Below are 18,507 nucleotides of genomic sequence, written 5' to 3' on the forward strand. Positions count from 1 at the left end.
CTTATTCCGCTTTTCTATTCTTAATGGAAATCAACAATTTATCACTTACCAAGGTATTTGCCTGCCAGGCACTCTTTTCCTTACGAAAAGCTGACATTAAATCTGCATTTACCTGTATCTCAGATTTTACCCAAGCCGGAGAGCCAGCATCACGATAGGCTGAATACCAGAATGAGGCTACGCGATGGGCAGAAACTAACATACGATCTTGGACCTTGTTACCCAATTTAGCCGCATAGGCCTGAATAAATTCCTTGGTATAGTAATTTAAGGTTCTTCCATTGCGAATCACTTGCATGTGCTTTTTATCTGCTCCCAAGGCAGCAGTTACCTCTTTTTCCACTTGAAATAATTCAGGAAGCATGGCATGCGATTCCAATAATATTTCAAAAATAAAATCTTGCGGGTTTTTGATATAATCCAATGGCTTTGATTGATATTGAGCCAAATTATACTGAACTACTTGCTCCTCAGGAACTAAACTCTCCCAAAGTGCATGCAATCCTTTTTGACCTGTCAATTGCCCATCGTGATTTTTAGTCGTATGCAAGGGCACATGTGCATCTGCCACATAATGACCTAAATCAGCTGCATAAAACAGTACTGAGTCTTTCATCTCCTTTTTGAAGGCATTCACCAAGCGACCATATACACGAACAACTTCCCATGGTACTAAACCTTCCTTACGCAAAGAGTCAATTCCATATTTTGCCACCGCAGCGGTATATTCATGTGGGATACTCGTTTTGTAATTAACCCCAAATAAATCAGCATCCATATCTAAATAATGTTTGGCTTCTTCTGATTTATCTTCATTTCGACGAACATCAGGCCGCACAGATTGATTGACCAAATAATCTTGATGGGCATAAAAATAAACTCCCAATGCCTCTGGCAAAGCATATATAGATACTTGTTGCAATGTCTTGTGTGCTAAAAATCCCCAAGAAGAAAGTAAAATGCTTACAGGAACAAAAAGTAATAAAACGAGGTATTTAGGATTTTTCATCTTGCATTTGTTGAATAAATGATTTAGGGGATTTTCCGTATTGTTTTTTAAATGCACGTGTAAAATAAGCGGGATCATTGAAACCTACTTGATAAGCAATCTCTGAAATATTATAAGCAGAATTTTCCAACAACAATTTGGCTTGTTGCAATCGGATAGATCGGATAAATTCATTTCCAGCCAAAGAGGTCAAATTTTTCAATTTACGGTACAATTGCATTTTGCTCATATCTAATCCTTTTTCTAAATCATCTACTTCAAATTCGGCATCGGAAAGATTATCAATCACTAACTGTGTAGCTTTTTGCAAGAAAGGATCCTCATAAATTGGAGCTTTACCCTCAGACAAGCTTTGTTGAATCATTTGTTTTTGCCAATTTTTGCGCATCCGCTCTTTGGTTTCCAACAATTTATTCACTCGAATCTCTAATATATCTGCATTAAATGGCTTGGAAACAAAATCATCAGCACCTGCTTGCATACCTTCGATTTGACTTTCATGTGAACTCTTTGACGTTAAAATTAATAGAGGAATATGATTTGTTTTAGGGTTTTGTCGCAAGGCTCTACAAAGATTAACGCCGCTCATGCCCGGCATCATCCAATCAGTAATGACCACGTCAGGGATAAATTTCAAAGCCATTTCAAGAGCTTCTTCTCCCCTTTCCGCTTCAATTATTTGAAATCGATTCTTGAAAATATCTGAAATGAATAGACGCATTTCTGCATGGTCATCCACCACCATTAAAATTTGCTTTTCCTGCTCAATCTCCATTTCATCCGATTTCTTCAATAAGCTTGGTTCAGGGTAGGATACATTCACTGATGTCTGTATCCATGAAGCATCATAATGATGGATATTAACAGGGAATTCGATATTGAAATCACTCCCTTTTCCTAATTCACTATTGACTTGAATTTTACCTAAATGCAAATCCATTAACTCCTTACACAAGGATAAACCCACTCCTGTTCCCACTCGCCCAATCGAATCTGGTACTTGATAAAATCGATTAAAAATATGCGGCAAATGATTTTTATCGATGCCTTTGCCAGTATCCATAACATGAATTTTGACCATTTGTATCTCCTCCGACTTATTGGAAAATTGCTTAATCAATTCCATTTTAACAGCAATGGTTCCATCCTCAGGTGTATGCTTAAAGGCATTGGACAATAAATTCGTGATACATTTTTCAATGATGTCAGCATCATAATACACAAACAGAGATTCTACAGGGCTCAGCCATTTCAATTTGATCTGCTTTTGTAGGGCATAAGCTTCAAAGCCATGAATAATACCATTCATTTGCAAAATCAAATCATGCTGAGCTATTACAGGCTGGTGTTTACCTGCTTCTATTTTAGACAAATCCAGCAATTGATTAATCAAATGCAGTAACTTTTGAGCATTTTGATATATAGCTAAAATCCTAGATTTCTGTTCCTTATTGGCCTGTGGATTATTGAGAAAATACTTTTCTAAAGGACTGATAATCAAGGTCAATGGAGTACGAAGCTCATGTGAAATATTAGTAAAAAAGTGTGTTTTTACTTGCTCTAGCTCCCTGATACGCTCTTTTTCAATTTCCTTCATTCGTAAATCGGTCTTAAAAGCCTCCCGAATTCGTACTTCCCGCATAAATCCAAACACCGTTCCAAAGAATAGCATGGCATAAAGTCCGTAAGCCCACCAGGTTCGATACCAAGGAGGAAGTACCGTTATTTTCAATTCAAAAGGTTTTTCTCCCCATACCCCATCTGAATTTGTTGCTTTAACTTTAAAGATATAATCACCCGGATTTAAGTTGGTATAGGTGGCTGTCCTTTGAGTACCCACTTCATTCCAATCTTTATCAAAACCCTCCAGAATATATGCATAGCGATTGTTTTTGGGTCTTTGGTATTCTAAGGCCACAAAATCCAAACTAAATACAGTTTGGTCAGGCTGTAGCACCAAATGTTTGGTTTGCAAAATATCCTTCTCCAAAGGTGAATTAGGCTCACCTACCTTCACTGGCTTATTAAATATCTTCAAACCTGTTAAATAAATGGGAGGTATGTCCATTTTCATCCTCAAGCTATCCGCTTTAATGAAATTTAAGCCATTGGCACCACCGAAAAACAACCAATCTTTATCGTTTTGACTATAGGCATTGGCTAGAAACTCTTTCCCTTGCAAGCCATCCAATTCATCGAAATTCACGAATTTAAAAGTCTTAGGATTCATTTTAGATATTCCTCCATTGGTACTGATCCATAGATTTCCTTGCTTATCCTCCATCATACTTCTAAGCGTATTGGAAGCTAAACCATCAGCCACGGTAAAATTTCTGAAACCCTTTCCTTCCCCGAGGTATAAATGTAACCCCCCACCATTGCTCAGCACCCAGATTCGCTTATTTCTATCTTGGAAAATCTTTGAGATATTGTTATATCGAATACCATTGGATGTACCATTTTTATCAATATGTGTCAATTCATGCTTATCAAGATGGTAGATGTATAATCCAAAACCTGTGGTTCCTATCCAAATCCGTTTATTAGCCTCTACTAACAGACTTGAAATATTTTTTGCACTGAAATTTCTTGGGCCCAACATTGGATAAGGAACCCGGTATTTTTTGCTTGGAATATCAAACTCTATGACTCCTAAACCAGCTGTACCCAACAACAACTTATCTCCCATAAGATTCATGGCTGTTAAATTGGCAGCTCGATTTCCCATGAGATATGGATAAGCCATTTGCTTTCTCTGGGGAGTCAAATTAATGAGTCCATGTCCCCAAACCCCAATCCAAAGATTTCCCTTTTTATCCGATTGCATGAGGGTGACATCAAAATCAGCTAAGGAATTCAGTTTATTTACTCCTGCATTATTGACGATATGATCAATTTTTCCTGTCTTGTAATTAAAGTAAGAAAGCCCCACATTTAAGCCAATCCAAACTCCATCAGGATCAGTTTTACTAGCAGCAATAGCCGTGACCTTATTACTTAGGAGGCCTTGCAAGGTATTAGGTTTATACCTTAAAATGGAGAACCTAGGTTTTTGATAAAATGCTATATTCAAACCTGCCTCCCAAGTACCTACCCAAGTATTGAGGTTAGAGTCTGTAAACAAACTGGTGACAGAAAAAGAACTGATACCTAAATCTGGATCAGGATTGGAGGAGATTTGATAATAAGAAGAAAAATCTTCCTTATTCATTACATAGACGCCATTATCAGTTCCTATCCACAAATTCCTGTAGGCATCTTTGGTTAAGCTAGTAACAATGTTTTGACGACTTAAAGGATTTTGCGCATGATAGAAAACCCTGGTGAAATGCTGATTTTGAGAGTTAAAGCGAAATAACCCTTGCCCTTCAGTTCCTACTAAGATATCACCATTTGCTGCTTCATTAATCACCCTTACCCTAAAATCCGGAGTATTGTTATTTTCTGCTAATTTAAAGGGCAAATAGGATTTAGGACCCAACCTTGAAATCAAAAGGCCAGTACGAGTTCCTAACCAGATAGAGCCTTTGGAATGTTTAAAAATGCGAACCACATCAGCCATCATTGGATTTTTCACATCCGTCTCCTTCGCGATCAATTTATTTTCACGAGTATCATATACCAATAGACCTAATCCTGTGGCAGAAACCATAACACGGTGATTCCCTAAATTCAAAATAGAGGAAACCGTCATGGAGGAAAAATCTTCCCCATTGGGCCCCTGACTGAATCGGTAAACTTTCCCTGTAGATAAATCAATTTTATTTAAACCTGCATTTCTGGTCCCAGCCCACATATTACCTTCATCATCCTCGCACATTGTAAAAATATCACTACCACTTAAGGTAGTGGAGTCCGAAGGATCACTTCTAAATACCAAAAAATTATTACCATCATACCGATTTAATCCATCCGATGTAGCAAACCATAGGAAGCCTTTTTTATCCTGAATGATTTTAGAGATGGTACTTTGGGATAATCCTGAAGCCGTTGTCAATCGCTCATAGCGCTGACTTTTCTGAGCCCACAAATATTGGGAGACAGAGGTAAACAAACAAAATAAGAGATAAAAAAAACGCTTCAACGGATTCAAAAAATATAAACTTAAAATTAGAAAAATATTCCTGATTCTTGAGCTGATTTGTCCTTGTTATACGTTCCGACTGCTTAGAGGGCATACATTAAGATGATAAAATGGAAAGTATTTACCTTCTAATTCTTGCAAAATGTCTCATTTGCAAGATATATCCATATATATGAAAGATTTGTCCTAATGTAAACAAGCATTCAAACTTAATTTTGAACAAGTTTAAAGACAAAATAATTTAGTTTTTATCCTATAACTGATTTTAAAGCCTGTATTATCTTAATCGTTTATGAATAAATCATTTGTTTCGTTTTCTGGCAAAAATTTTGACAATAAGTTGCCGAAATACCAGCAATTAATTAATTCACTTCTTCAAGATATTGAGATGGGGGAATTAAAGCCCGGTGAGCGTTTACCATCTATCAATGAGGCATCAGAAGAATGTTATTTATCCCGAGATACAGTAGAAAGAGCTTATACTGAATTACATAAAATGGGCGCCATCACTTCCATTTTCAGAAAGGGCTATTTCATCTCCAATTCATCTCACAAGTTGAAAACCAAGGTCATGTTTTTGGTGGGTAAAATTACCGATACCAACAAAGCAATTTTCAACTCATTTAATGAAGCAGTGGGTAAAAATGTCATGGTAGATATTTTTACTTATCAATATAAGACACGCCAGTTCCAAGAAATTCTAGGTCAACAGTTGGGCAATTACCACTATTATGTGATCATGCCTCATTTAATTGAAGAGGAAGAGGAAAACATTAAATGCCTAAAGAAAATTGCGGGAGATCGTTTGATACTTTTGGACCATGAGTTTAAAAGCATACAAAATACACATGCGAGCATCGTATGTCATCCCAAATCACAAATCATTCAAGAATTTAGTAACCATACAAACCTGTTCAAAAAATACCGTTGTTTGAATCTTGTATTGACAGAAGAAGAATACTTCGATGCAGAATTCATCAATGGCTGTGGAGATTTCTGTGAATCCATTCAAATGGATTTTAAAGTATTGGATGGTCTGGAAGGAGAAGAATTGAACGAAGGTGAATTGTATTTCACTTTGGACGATACTGATCTCATTCAGGCCATCAAATACGCAGATGCTAAGAACTGGAAATTAGGTAAAGATATCGGTATCATATCCTATCATGACCAAGGATATAAAGAAATATTAGCAGGTGGAATCACGGTGTTGTCCAATCAACCTGAAAAAATTGGTAAAAAAGCGGCCGCACTAATTGGTGAAAGCATCAAGACTACCGAAGAAATTGATCTACAATTGATCGTAAGACTATCACTTTAGGGTTTAATTTTGTGGAAACGGGTCATGAATTCATGACTCGTTTTTTTTATTGACATAAAGAATATTTCGCTGTAAACCTGAAATCTTGGTTCGCTTGATGGCTGAATAATGAAATAATTCTTTGAATACCACTTCTGAAAGGTTCTCCCAATCCTCCTTTTTCATATCCAAAAAAGTAGCCGAAGGCTCCAATCGTGGCTCTTGGTGAGCTTTAGAGAAACGATTCCAGGGACAAACGTCCTGACAAATATCACAACCAAAAATCCAGTCTTCAAAATCAGATTTCATAGAAGCTGGAATACCTTCTTTCAGTTCAATTGTAAAATAGGAAATACATTTGGAACCATCTATCCAATATGGACTAAGTGCATCCGTAGGACAAGCGTCAATGCAGCGCGTACAAGTACCACAAAAATCTTTGATGGGGCCATCTGGCTCAGCAGGAATATCAATCAATAGCTCTGCCAAGAAATAAAAACTCCCCTTCTTCGGAATGATTAAATTAGCATTTTTACCAATCCAACCTAGGCCTGCCTTCTTGGCCCAGGCCTTTTCCAATACCGGTGCAGAATCTACAAACATACGGCCCGATATTTCTCCTAAGTCATCTTGTAAGGAATCCCAAAGGATTTGCATTTTATCCTTGACTACACGATGATAATCCTCCCCATAAGCATATTTAGACACCTTAAAATGGTGATTCAGGGGAATATGGGATGGACTTGGAAAATAGTTAAAAACCAAGGATACGACTGTCTGACATCCCTCTACTAATTTCCTAGGATCCAGACGCTTATCAAAATGATTCGCCATATATGCCATTTCTCCATGCAAACCCTGATTTAACCAAGACTCCAAACGAGGGGCTTCTTCCTCCAGAAAATCAGCTTTTGAAATTCCACAAAAGGAAAATCCAGCCTCTATGGCTTTTGATTTGATGATGGTTGAAACTTGATGGGGACTGCGTGTCATACAACCTAAAATTACGAAGATGACTTATCTCTGCCAAACTGTCAGACAATACTTTTTGGCTTGTGATTTGTGTAAATGGGTATTGTATTAATTTTGCCTTATGAAAAAGAAAGAACAAGAGAGTAATTTAGAGGAAGAGAACATCCAAGCAGAAAATCAGGAAAATTTGACAGAGAATGAAGGATCTGATGAGCAAGCTTCAACAACAGATGAATTGGCAGAAATGAAGGAAAAATACCTTCGCTTGTATTCTGATTTTGAAAATTTCAGAAAACGTACTGCTAAAGAAAAGGTTGAATTAATTCAGACGGCATCCGCTGGATTAATCATTGATTTACTTCCCGTGATTGATGATTATGAACGCGCCCTAGCAAATGCTCCAGAGGGAGAAATTTCAGAGGGAATTCAATTAATCTTTTCTAAAATACAATCCGTATTGCAGTCAAAAGGCCTTAAAGAATTACCCGCTAAAGGTGAGGTGTTTGATGCTGAAATACACGATTGCATTACACAGTTCGCAGCGCCCACCGAAACTGATAAAGGCAAAGTAATTGAGGTAATCGAAAAAGGATATACATTACACGACAAGGTCATCCGCTTCGCAAAAGTGGTGGTTGGTAACTAATTATAAAATGGCTCAAAAAAGAGATTATTACGAGGTTCTTGGGGTGTCGAAAACCGCTACTGAAGAAGAAATAAAGAAAGCCTATCGAAAATTGGCTATCAAGTACCATCCCGACAAAAACCCAGACAACAAGGAAGCAGAGGAAAAGTTCAAAGAGGCGGCTGAAGCCTACGAAGTCTTAAGCAATGCACAGAAAAAAGCTCAATATGACCGTTTTGGACATGCGGGAATGGGCGGTGCAGCTGGTGGCGGATTTGGTGGTGGAAGTATGAACATGGAGGATATTTTCTCCCAGTTTGGCGACATATTTGGAGATGAAAGTCCATTTGGAAGCTTTTTCTCCGGTGGTCGAGGAGGTGGAGGAAGACGTCAGCGTAAAGGTTCCGATCTTCGCATCAAATTGAAGTTGAATTTAGAGGAGATTGCTAATGGAGTGGAGAAAAAAATTAAAGTTAAACGCCATGTAGCTTGTAAGACTTGTTCGGGTAATGGTTCTAAAAATGGTACAGATTTAAAAACCTGCCAAACCTGCCAAGGTTCAGGGCAAGTCCGTCGAGTACAGCAAACCATGTTGGGACAAATGGTTACATCCTCTACCTGTCCAACCTGTAGCGGAGAAGGAAAAAGTATTGGTGCAAAATGCGAAGTGTGTTTTGGAGAAGGTAGAGTATTAGAGGAGGAAATTATCCCTATCAAAATACCTGCAGGTGTTTCTAACGACATGCAGTTGTCCATGAATGGCAAAGGAAATGTACCCCCAAGAGGAGGTGTGGCGGGTGATCTATTAATTGTCATCGAGGAAGAGCCGCATGAAGTGCTTCACCGTGATGGTAACAACATTATTTATGATTTATATGTTAGCTTCGTAGACGCTGCCCTAGGTACATCCGTAGAAGTACCTACCATAGGCGGGAAGGCCAAAATCAATTTGGAAGCAGGAACACAAAGTGGCAAAATCTTACGATTGAAAGGAAAAGGTATCAAGGAATTAAATGGATACCATGTAGGCGACCAATTAGTTCACGTGAATATCTGGACTCCGAAACAATTAAGTAAAGAAGAAACAGCCATATTGGAGAAACTCAGAAGTTCGGAGAACTTTGCTCCACAGCCAGGTAAATCTGATAAAGGATTCTTCCACAAGGTTAGAGATATGTTTAGTTAATTTGGGATTAGGTACATAAAAAAGAAAGGGCTTGATTTGATCAAGCCCTTTCTTTTTAAATGGAATTCAATTAAACTTTATCCATTAATTCTCGCAATCTGCTTATTAAAAATATCTTCCAATTCTTTGTATTTGGCAGGTGATACTTTGGACTCTTTTAGAGCTGATACAATCAAATTCATTTCGTAAAATGCGATTTGTATATCTCTGTCATGTGAACGAACATTATCCTCAGAGAAATAATAATCAATTGCCTTAGAATTACGTTTCACTATCTTGTTGGCCATAGCTATAGCTTTTGCCTCATCCCCTACCTCTAAATACAATCCGACCATGCTCGCAGAGAATTGATCGTATGGAATAACCTTATCAGGCATTACTTTCTCCAGATGATCAAGCACTTGCTTAGCCTTAGGTAAATTTCCTTCACGAATTAATTGATCTGCTAAACGGTAAACGCCTAATCGAGCAGTTACGCTTGGGATTCCTAAATAGAAATCTCCATGGTAATACACCTTTTCATCATCCAAACCTCTCCAATACATCTTATTCAAGAAATTGTCTGCCATGATTTTGGTATTCACAAAGCCATCTTTAGCACCCGGAATTTTAAATGGCATCAAACGATAAGCATATCCCTCCAATTGCATGCTTTCCTTCAAACCTAAATACTGGTCATTCGGCAAGGTAGAAGCAAAATAAATAGGACGCTTCCAACCTGTTTTGGCATTATTGGCGATAACCTCCAATTGAATCAACTCTCCTTTGAAGATATTTTTACCTGGAAGCTTCCAACCTATGCTATTGCTTAAAAATGGTACAAATTCCTTAGGGAACCACTTGCTTGCCGCAATCTCTGTTGGATTTACAGGGATAACCAATGAATCCGAAGGAAAAGTGTTAATCATATCACCCGACTGTGTTTGGGCTTGAATTCTTGGATCATTCTTATGTAATAAGTCTAAATAATCTGGCAAAGACATACCCTTGATGTTCGGATTTCCATTGTACATTACCTGATCATTAACTCCCTCCAAGAACTGATCTTTGGTCAATTCAATAGGAAGTGGTGCAGATTGATAAGTTTGACGCTTCATTTGATCAATGTACCAATCTGTTCCTAATAAGGATAAATTACAAACACGAACATCTGTACGGAAACCTTCCACTTCTTGTACATACCATAATGGGAAAGTATCATTATCACCACCCGTAAACAAAATGGCATTTGGTGCACAACTATTCAATAGGTTCTTAGCAAAGTCTATTTGATGGTATCTACCACTACGATCGTGATCATCCCAGTTTTGTTGCGCCATGATAATCGGAGCAGATAAACCAAAAATTACCAATAAAGCCCATTTTAAATTATTATTCCGCACTATTTTTCCCAGCCAATCTCCTAGTTGCATCACCCCTAAACCTGCCCAAATGGCCATGAAATAGAAGGACCCCACATAAATGTAATCACGTTCGCGAGGCTCCACAGGTGGCGAATTTAAGTAGACCACCAAAGCCACCCCACTTAGTACAAACATCAATATGGTTACCAAAAAATCCTTCTCGTTTTTACTATATAACAAATAAAAACCAAGGAAAACCAAGATTAATGGCAGGAAGAAATAGTTATTTCTAGCCTTATTATTAACCAAATTATCTGGAAGATTGCTAGAATCCTGAAACGGATTAATAGCCCAGGCATCTTGATAATCACTCTCTCTACCTAAAAAATTCCAGAGCAGATATCGCATGTACATATGTCCAATTTGATGCGTAAACAAGAACTTTAAATTATCTCCAAAAGTAGGTTTCTGTCCCGCTGGAATGCCCAGCATTTCTTGATACAGCGCTACGTGTTGAGGAGAATTACTATAAACCCTTGGCAATAGCATTTGCTGGTCTTTTTGATAGACATACTCTGGCTTATAGGTGTACACTTCATATTTACCATCTTTCAATTTGTAAACAGGCTCCCCTTGCTTAAATTCCTCAATTTCAGCCGTATAGATAGGTCCATACAGTAATGATCTTTCCCCATATTGCTCCCGTTTCAAGTATTTTAAGAAATTTAAAATATTACTTGGATCATTTTCATTGATGGGCGGATTATAGCCCGAACGTACCAACGCCACAGTATAGGTAGAATAGCCGATCATTAAAAATACAAAAGAGAATAAGGCCACATTCAATACCTCTTTTCCCTTGGCAAAGGAATACCTAATTCCAATCACTACAGCAGCTACCAATAGGAATAGGAAAAATAAAGCACCACTTCCGTTTCCAAATCCTAAGGAATTCACAAAAAATAATTCAAACTTAAACGCAATGGAAGGCAATCCCGGAATAATACCCGAATTGATAATACCTAAAATAAAGAGTCCAATAAATATAGATATGAAACCTCCTTTGTAGCTAGGTTTAGCCTCACGTTTGAAATAGTATAATAAGGCCAAGGCTGGTAAAGTCACCAAATTTAATAAGTGAACACCGATGGACAAACCAATCAAATAAGCAATAAACAAAATCCAACGGTTGGCTTCCGCTTTATCCTCCACCAATTCCCAACGAAATGCAGCCCAAACAACGATAGCTGTAAAAAATGAGGACATGGCATAAACCTCGGCCTCAACGGCAGAGAACCAAAATGTGTCGGAAAAAGTATAAACCAAAGAGCCAACAACACCTGAAAACAACAAAGTATAAGCCTCTGTCTTAGACAGCTCCTCAAAAGGTTTATTGATAACCTTACGACCAATCATGACGATAGTCCAATGCATAAATAAAATAGTCAGGGCACTGCTGACCACCGAAAGCATGTTGACCCAAAAGGCTACCCTACTCACGTCTCCCAAGGCGAACAAGGAGAACATTCGACCTAACAACAAAAACAAAGGGGCTCCTGGAGGATGTGGAACCTGTAATTTATATGAGCAGGCGATGAATTCACCACAGTCCCAAAATGATGCTGTTGGTTCTACGGTGAGAGTGTACGTAATCAAAGCAATAACAAAAACAGCCCAGCCAGTTACGTTATTCAAGCGTTTAAAATTCATCATATTTTACAAATTAAATTCAAATGTACAGGGATTGAACCTGTCAAAAAAAAGCTTCTTGTTAAGAGTTGTTAATTGAATTGCCTTAAAAAGCGAACATCATTTTCCGTGAAAAGGCGTAAATCCTTGATTTGGTATTTCAACATCGTGATACGCTCAATGCCCATTCCAAAGGCAAAGCCATTATATTTCTTTGAATCAATACCCACATTTTCCAACACATTGGGATCTACCATACCAGCACCTGCAATCTCTACCCATCCAGCTTGTTTGCATACATTGCAGCCTTCGCCTTTGCACAATAAACAGGTAATATCCATTTCAGCACTGGGTTCAGTAAATGGAAAATAGGAAGGTCTAAAACGTACCCGAGTATCTTTACCAAACATTTCCTTGGCAAAATGGTATAGAGTATCCTTTAGATCTTTAAAACTAACTTTTTCATCTACATATAAGCCCTCCACCTGATGGAACAAACAGTGCGCGCGCGCAGAAATAGCCTCGTTACGATAAACTCTTCCTGGCATAACTGACCGAATAGGGGGTTTTTGATGCTGCATTAAACGAATCTGAACATTAGAGGTATGCGTTCTTAATAAGACATCATCTTGAATATCCCCAGCTCCTTTCTCAATGAAAAAAGTATCCTGCATTTCTCTTGCGGGATGATTTGCTGGAAAATTCAATGCGGTAAAATTATAAAAATCAGTTTCTATTTCTGGGCCATCCGAAACAGAAAAACCCATGCGATTAAAAATTTCAAGAATTCGACTACGTACTAAACTAAGCGGATGTAAGGTTCCTTGTTGAATAGGATTCGACAAGGTCAAATCGGAAGGAATCTCAAAATGGGCTTTTGAATTCGCAAAAGCCTCTTGGGCCGTATTAAACTTATTTTCTGCTAAATTCTTTAATTGATTTAATGCTTGCCCTACCTCTCTCCTATTTTCTGCAGGTACATCTTTTAGCCCATCAAATAAACTGGCCAAACGACTTTTACGACCTACAAACTGAATTCGGAATTGCTCGACATCAGATTCATTTGAAATGACAAAACCCTCAATTTCATCCTGAATTACCTTTATTTGTTCATTCATTCAATAAAAATTTAATTATAATATTTTTATACCCAGTGTAAGATTCCAAACACTAGCCTTTTGTGATATATTCACGTCCGCTGGCACAGGAATAGTACGCGATAAATCTGTCAAATTACCATCATATCGGATATCCAAAGTCAGACCTAATAAATCAATTCCTCCACCTACGGCATAGGAAAAATACGCCTTAGATATGGCATCACGAACGGTAGCTGAACTAGTGACAGACGTAATAGTTTGTGCGATAGTATTGTCTGAATTTAAATTATAGGAAGCAACAGGGCCAGCCATGACATGTAATGGTCCTAATTTATACCCCAAAAGCAATGGAACATCCAAACTAGTGTAAGAAACATCTACCATTTTATTTAATCCGGTGATATTAATTGAGGCATTTTTTGCCGAAAGTAAAATCTCAGGCTCTAAAAATAATTTACGCCCCACACGAGCATAAATACCTCCCACATAGCCTGATTTTAAAGCTAAATTTTGATCAATTAGACTTTGAACATCAATGGAACTTCCTTTAAATGAAGCACTTTTCACGTTGATTGAAGAAAATGTTAATCCTCCTTTAATTCCCAACCTAAAAAAACTTCCTGTTGCTTTTCGGGCGCCAAATTGCGCGTTTGAATGCCCCATAATCCCAAAGGCAAACAAAATAATTAATGTTAATTTCAATAAATTTTTCATGTTTGGGCGGTTTAATTCAATTAGCTTGTAAAATTATCCTTTTTTACCGAAAAAAAAGGAAAAACCAAATCAAAGCGTAATTTTGAGTACTTAATTTATTTACGTGGCAAAAGCCAAAACTACTTTTATTTGTCAGTCTTGTGGACAATCCTCACCGAAATGGTTAGGGAAATGTCCTTCTTGCAGTGAGTGGAACACCTTTGTGGAAGAGCTCCTAGAAACACCTATTCACCCTGCCGAAGTTTGGAAAAACAAAAGCACTCATAAAACGGCTCCCAAGCCTAAATTATTGCAAGAAATCAGCTTTGAAAGTAGTCCCAAACTACAATGTTCCGATCCAGAATTCAACCGGGTTTTAGGAGGAGGAATTGTACCTGGTAGCCTCGTATTAATTGGTGGAGAGCCTGGAATAGGCAAATCAACACTTTTGCTTCAAGTGGCCTTATCATTACAAGGACCAAAAATATTGTATGTAACTGGGGAGGAATCGGAACAACAGATTAAGTTGAGAGCCGATAGGTTAGGTACTCTATCTAATAATTTGTATATCCTCACAGAGACAAATACCCAGCAAATTTTCAAGCACCTGATTGATATAGAATCAGACCTTATCATCATAGATTCTATTCAAACCCTTTACTCCGATCAAATAGAATCGGGGCCAGGATCGGTATCTCAAATCAGGGAATGTGCTTTGGAACTTATGAGATTTGCCAAAGATAGTGGCACACCCATTTTCCTGGTGGGCCATATCACCAAAGAGGGTGCTATAGCTGGCCCGAAGGTCTTAGAGCATTTGGTAGATACCGTTTTACAATTTGAGGGGGATAGAAATATGATTTACCGAATTTTACGAACTACTAAAAATCGATTTGGGAGTACCTCAGAATTAGGTATTTATGAAATGTTAGGAAATGGACTTAGGCCTGTTAGTAATCCTTCAGAAATTTTACTTTCCTCAAGAGATGAGCCCGCCTCAGGCATTGCCATAGGAACTATTTTAGAAGGAAATAGACCTTTGTTGATTGAAATACAATCTTTGGTAACCCAAACATCTTATGCTACTGCTCAAAGAACTGCCACAGGATATGATGCCAAGCGCCTAAATATGTTGCTTGCCGTATTAGAAAAAAGAGGGGGATTTCGATTGGGAACGCAAGATGTATTCCTTAACATCACCGGTGGTATTCGGGTAGATGACCCTGCTCTGGATTTAGCCGCCTGTATGTCTATTTTATCTTCCTATGAGGATAAAATCATAGATTCCAATATTTGCTTTGCGTCTGAAGTTGGACTTGGAGGTGAACTTCGTGCAGTAACCCGCATCGATCAGCGAATAGCCGAGGCTGAAAAACTGGGTTTTAAAGAGATTTGGATCAGTAAGTACAATCAAAAAAGCATCAATTACCGAGCCAAAAACATTCAAGTGAAACTTGCTAGTACTTGGATGGAGGTTATGATGAACATTTGGAAGCAAAGGTAGCCTCAGGATAAGCTACTTGCACTAAATGAAGTCCATGGGCTGGAACAGCTCTACCAGCTTGTTTCCGATCCTTGGCTTCTAAAATTCGTATGAGATCATCCTGAGTCCATTTGCCAGCACCTATCTCTAATAAGGTTCCCACTATAGCCCGTACCATACCTCTCAAAAAGCGATTAGCTTGAATGGTAAAAATTAATTGATTCCCTTCTTGCCTCCACTCGGCACGAAAAATATGGCAGTCAAAGGTATTCACATCGGTTTTAACTTTAGAAAAACTTTGAAAATCTCTGTGATTCAACAAAATAGCCGCTGCTTGATTCATAGCCTGCAAATCCAAGTGAAGCTCAAACCAATAGGCGTAATCCTTTAAATATGGATTTTTGACTTGACTAATATGGTACTCATAAGTACGAGAAGTAGCCTCAAATCTCGCATGGAAGTCTTTATGAACTTGATAAATTGCTTGAACAGCTAAGGTGTCCGGAAGGATGCGATTTAATCGATATAACCAATCTAGGTTTACTGGCTTTGAATGCTCTGGTAAATCAAAATGGGCAAACTGCTGCTTCGCATGTACTCCAGCATCGGTTCTACTACTTCCCACCAAATCTACCTTTACACCTGCTACTTTTGTCAAGGCTTTTTCCAACTCCTCTTGAACCGTAATCGCATTTTCCTGGATCTGAAACCCATGAAAAAAGCCGCCATCGTACGAAAATTGTAGTAGATAACGGCTCATATCAATCTAAAAAAATTGTTAGTTCAATGCTTTCTCTAAAGCAGTATGGAAGGATTCCGAAGCCTTGGATTGAGAAGAAATAACTTGTCCATCCACCACAAAATCACTACCTGTCACATTACCCAATGCACTGAATACTATTCCTTGATTTTTCAAAGTAGATTCAAAATCTGCCTGCTTAGCAGGTGAAACTGATACTAATACACGACTTTGCGCCTCTCCAAACAAGAAGGCATCTTGACGAATGTTTGTATCACAATTGATTGAAAACCCTTTCTTACGTGGGAAAGATGATTCAGCTAAAGCCACTAACAATCCACCATCTGATAGATCATGCGCAGATTGGATTAAAGTTTGTTGAATTAAACTAGCTATAGCTCCCTGAATATTTTGTTCTGTTTCCAAATTAAAGTGAGGAGCCGGACTAGCTTTCACACCTTTATAAGAATATAAGTATTCAGAAGAAGCGATGTCATTCACACTCTCCCCTACCAAATATATCAAATCACCTTCCTCTTTGAAATCTAAGGTCATTTTTTTACTTGCCTCCTCTAAGATTCCTAACATACCAATGGTTGGAGTTGGGAATACTGGGCCTTCATCTGAAGATTGATTGTAAAAACTAACGTTTCCACCAGTCACAGGCGTTTCAAAGGCCAGACAAGCTTTTCTCATTCCTTTAATGGCACCCACAAACTGCCAATATACTTCAGGTACATATGGATTACCAAAATTTAAGCAATTGGTAATGGCCACTGGAACACCACCTGAACATACAATATTGCGTGCAGCCTCCGCTACGGCTATGGCGCAACCCTCTTCTGGATCCGCATTCACATACCTGGAATTACAATCCACCGTAATGACAATGGACTTATTAGAACCATGCACCTTGACTACCGCCGCATCCGAAGGAGCATTGGTATTTCGATTGGCACGACCGATGGACGAATCATATTGTTCAGCTACCCATTTTTTAGAGGCGATGTTAGGGTGATTCATTAGGAAATCAAAAGCCTTACTAATCTCACCTGGAGCTAAATCAGGCACTGAATCAATCTTGAATTTCTTAAATTCTTGATAATATGCAGGCTCACGGTATTCACGATGGTAAATAGGAGCACCTCCACCCAAAACTAAATCATCAGCAGGCACATCCGCTACTAATTTTCCATCTTGGTAGAACTCAAGACGTTTGGTGTCAGTAACTACACCAATTTGCTCACAATTGAGATCCCACTTATCAAAAATCTTTTTAGCTTCCTCTTCTCTACCTTTTTGAACAACAATCAACATACGCTCTTGCGATTCTGATAACAAAATCTCGAATGGCTTCATGTTCAGTTGACGAGTAGGTACCTTAGATAAATCGATGATCATACCATGCTCGCCCTTGGCAGACATTTCAGAAGTAGAGCAGATAATACCGGCCGCACCCATATCTTGTATACCAATCACGCAACCAGCTTCAATGATTTCTAAAGTCGCTTCTAAGAGTAATTTCTCTTGGAAAGGATCTCCTACTTGCACTGCAGGTAATTTTTCTGATGATTTCTCAGTTATATCTTCTGATGCAAAACTTGCCCCTCCAATACCATCTTTACCCGTGGCAGAACCTACAATAAATACGGGATTACCTACACCATAAGAAATCGCTGAAGCTTGTTTCCCTACTTGTAAAATACCGGCAGAAAAAGCATTTACTAAAGGATTAGTCGAATAACAATCATCAAAGAAAACCTCACCACCTACCGTGGGAATACCAAAGGCATTTCCATAATCACCGATACCTTTGACTACTCCTTTTACTAACCATTTCGTCTTCGCTAATTCAATATTTCCAAAACGCAATGAGTTCAACTGTGCTATGGGACGAGCACCCATGGTGAAAATATCACGATTGATACCACCTACACCTGTAGCTGCACCTTGATATGGCTCTAATGCGGAAGGGTGATTATGAGATTCAATTTTAAAAGCACAACCCAAACCATCTCCTAAATCCACCAAACCCGCATTCTCTTCTCCCGCCTTAGCCAACATTCTTGGTGAGTCTTTAGGCAAAGTTTTTAACCAAACAATGGAGTTTTTATAACTACAGTGCTCTGACCACATGACAGAAAAAATAGACAATTCAGTGAAGTTCGGTTTTCTTCCTAAAATCTCTTGAATACGATCATACTCTTCGGGTAATAAACCTAATTTTTTGGCAGTCTCGAGGGTGGGTAAGCTTTCGTTGGATTCCACAATACAATATTTAATT

At 38.3% G+C, this 18,507-nt stretch carries 12 protein-coding genes; 4 read left to right on the forward strand and 8 right to left on the reverse strand.

Annotated features, from left to right (window positions below):
- Position 1: 1 nt before the first annotated feature.
- Together ESB04_RS09885 and ESB04_RS09890 are read right to left on the reverse strand one after the other, a co-directional pair.
- Positions 2 to 1,009 carry a zinc dependent phospholipase C family protein gene (locus ESB04_RS09885; RefSeq protein ID WP_129027579.1) on the reverse strand — a complete coding sequence of 336 codons (1,008 nt, stop codon included), beginning with the start codon at positions 1,007 to 1,009 and terminating at the stop codon, positions 2 to 4.
- Complete coding sequence (locus ESB04_RS09890) at positions 996 to 5,063, reverse strand: hybrid sensor histidine kinase/response regulator transcription factor (RefSeq protein ID WP_129027580.1); 4,068 nt, start codon at positions 5,061 to 5,063, stop codon at positions 996 to 998. Before ESB04_RS09890 ends, ESB04_RS09885 begins: the two co-directional genes overlap by 14 nt.
- A 322-nt stretch (positions 5,064 to 5,385) precedes the next feature.
- On the opposite strand from ESB04_RS09890, the gene ESB04_RS09895 reads away from it, so the two are divergent.
- Complete coding sequence (locus ESB04_RS09895) at positions 5,386 to 6,414, forward strand: GntR family transcriptional regulator (RefSeq protein WP_129027581.1); 1,029 nt, start codon at positions 5,386 to 5,388, stop codon at positions 6,412 to 6,414.
- 30 nt (positions 6,415 to 6,444) lie between these two features.
- On the opposite strand, the gene queG is transcribed toward ESB04_RS09895, so the two are convergent.
- Positions 6,445 to 7,386 carry a tRNA epoxyqueuosine(34) reductase QueG gene (gene queG, locus ESB04_RS09900; RefSeq protein ID WP_129027582.1) on the reverse strand — a complete coding sequence of 314 codons (942 nt, stop codon included), beginning with the start codon at positions 7,384 to 7,386 and terminating at the stop codon, positions 6,445 to 6,447.
- A gap of 100 nt (positions 7,387 to 7,486) precedes the next feature.
- Between queG and ESB04_RS09905 the strand changes: the two genes are divergently transcribed.
- Positions 7,487 to 8,011, forward strand: coding sequence for a nucleotide exchange factor GrpE (locus ESB04_RS09905; protein ID WP_129027583.1), 525 nt, complete (start codon positions 7,487 to 7,489; stop codon positions 8,009 to 8,011).
- A 7-nt stretch (positions 8,012 to 8,018) separates the two neighbouring features.
- Positions 8,019 to 9,176: a molecular chaperone DnaJ gene (dnaJ, locus tag ESB04_RS09910; RefSeq protein ID WP_129027584.1), complete on the forward strand. Its 1,158-nt coding sequence runs from the start codon at positions 8,019 to 8,021 to the stop codon at positions 9,174 to 9,176.
- A gap of 77 nt (positions 9,177 to 9,253) precedes the next feature.
- Here the strand turns inward: dnaJ and ESB04_RS09915 are convergent, their stop codons facing one another.
- The 3 genes from ESB04_RS09915 to ESB04_RS09925 form a co-directional block, all read right to left on the reverse strand.
- Positions 9,254 to 12,232, reverse strand: coding sequence for a glycosyltransferase family 117 protein (locus ESB04_RS09915; RefSeq protein ID WP_129027585.1), 2,979 nt, complete (start codon positions 12,230 to 12,232; stop codon positions 9,254 to 9,256).
- 68 nt (positions 12,233 to 12,300) lie between these two features.
- Entirely contained in the window at positions 12,301 to 13,326 is a 1,026-nt protein-coding gene (pheS, locus tag ESB04_RS09920) for a phenylalanine--tRNA ligase subunit alpha (protein WP_129027586.1), read from the reverse strand.
- 15 nt (positions 13,327 to 13,341) lie between these two features.
- Positions 13,342 to 14,022, reverse strand: coding sequence for a porin family protein (locus ESB04_RS09925; protein WP_129027587.1), 681 nt, complete (start codon positions 14,020 to 14,022; stop codon positions 13,342 to 13,344).
- Between the two features lie 103 nt (positions 14,023 to 14,125).
- On the opposite strand from ESB04_RS09925, the gene radA reads away from it, so the two are divergent.
- The gene (gene radA, locus ESB04_RS09930) at positions 14,126 to 15,505 is read left to right on the forward strand and encodes a DNA repair protein RadA (protein ID WP_129027588.1); all 1,380 of its coding nucleotides are present in this window, start codon (positions 14,126 to 14,128) and stop codon (positions 15,503 to 15,505) included.
- On the opposite strand, the gene truA is transcribed toward radA, so the two are convergent.
- Complete coding sequence (gene truA / locus ESB04_RS09935; protein WP_129027589.1) at positions 15,477 to 16,244, reverse strand: tRNA pseudouridine(38-40) synthase TruA; 768 nt, start codon at positions 16,242 to 16,244, stop codon at positions 15,477 to 15,479. The two genes, radA and truA, sit on opposite strands and share 29 nt — an antisense overlap.
- Before the next feature lie 18 nt (positions 16,245 to 16,262).
- Entirely contained in the window at positions 16,263 to 18,491 is a 2,229-nt protein-coding gene (gene purL / locus ESB04_RS09940) for a phosphoribosylformylglycinamidine synthase subunit PurL (RefSeq protein WP_129027590.1), read from the reverse strand.
- Between the last annotated feature and the right edge of the window lie 16 nt (positions 18,492 to 18,507).

Source organism: Aquirufa rosea (genome assembly GCF_004118285.1).
GTDB classification, from domain to species: Bacteria; Bacteroidota; Bacteroidia; order Cytophagales; family Spirosomataceae; genus Aquirufa; species Aquirufa rosea.

Coding starts and splice junctions, on each gene's coding strand:
- pheS (WP_129027586.1), bottom strand. CDS start 13,326: ATGAATGAACAAATAAAGGTAATTCAGGATGAAATTGAGGGTTTTGTC.
- ESB04_RS09885 (WP_129027579.1), bottom strand. CDS start 1,009: ATGAAAAATCCTAAATACCTCGTTTTATTACTTTTTGTTCCTGTAAGC.
- ESB04_RS09925 (WP_129027587.1), bottom strand. CDS start 14,022: ATGAAAAATTTATTGAAATTAACATTAATTATTTTGTTTGCCTTTGGG.
- ESB04_RS09895 (WP_129027581.1), top strand. CDS start 5,386: ATGAATAAATCATTTGTTTCGTTTTCTGGCAAAAATTTTGACAATAAG.
- queG (WP_129027582.1), bottom strand. CDS start 7,386: ATGACACGCAGTCCCCATCAAGTTTCAACCATCATCAAATCAAAAGCC.
- truA (WP_129027589.1), bottom strand. CDS start 16,244: ATGAGCCGTTATCTACTACAATTTTCGTACGATGGCGGCTTTTTTCAT.
- ESB04_RS09905 (WP_129027583.1), top strand. CDS start 7,487: ATGAAAAAGAAAGAACAAGAGAGTAATTTAGAGGAAGAGAACATCCAA.
- dnaJ (WP_129027584.1), top strand. CDS start 8,019: ATGGCTCAAAAAAGAGATTATTACGAGGTTCTTGGGGTGTCGAAAACC.
- ESB04_RS09915 (WP_129027585.1), bottom strand. CDS start 12,232: ATGATGAATTTTAAACGCTTGAATAACGTAACTGGCTGGGCTGTTTTT.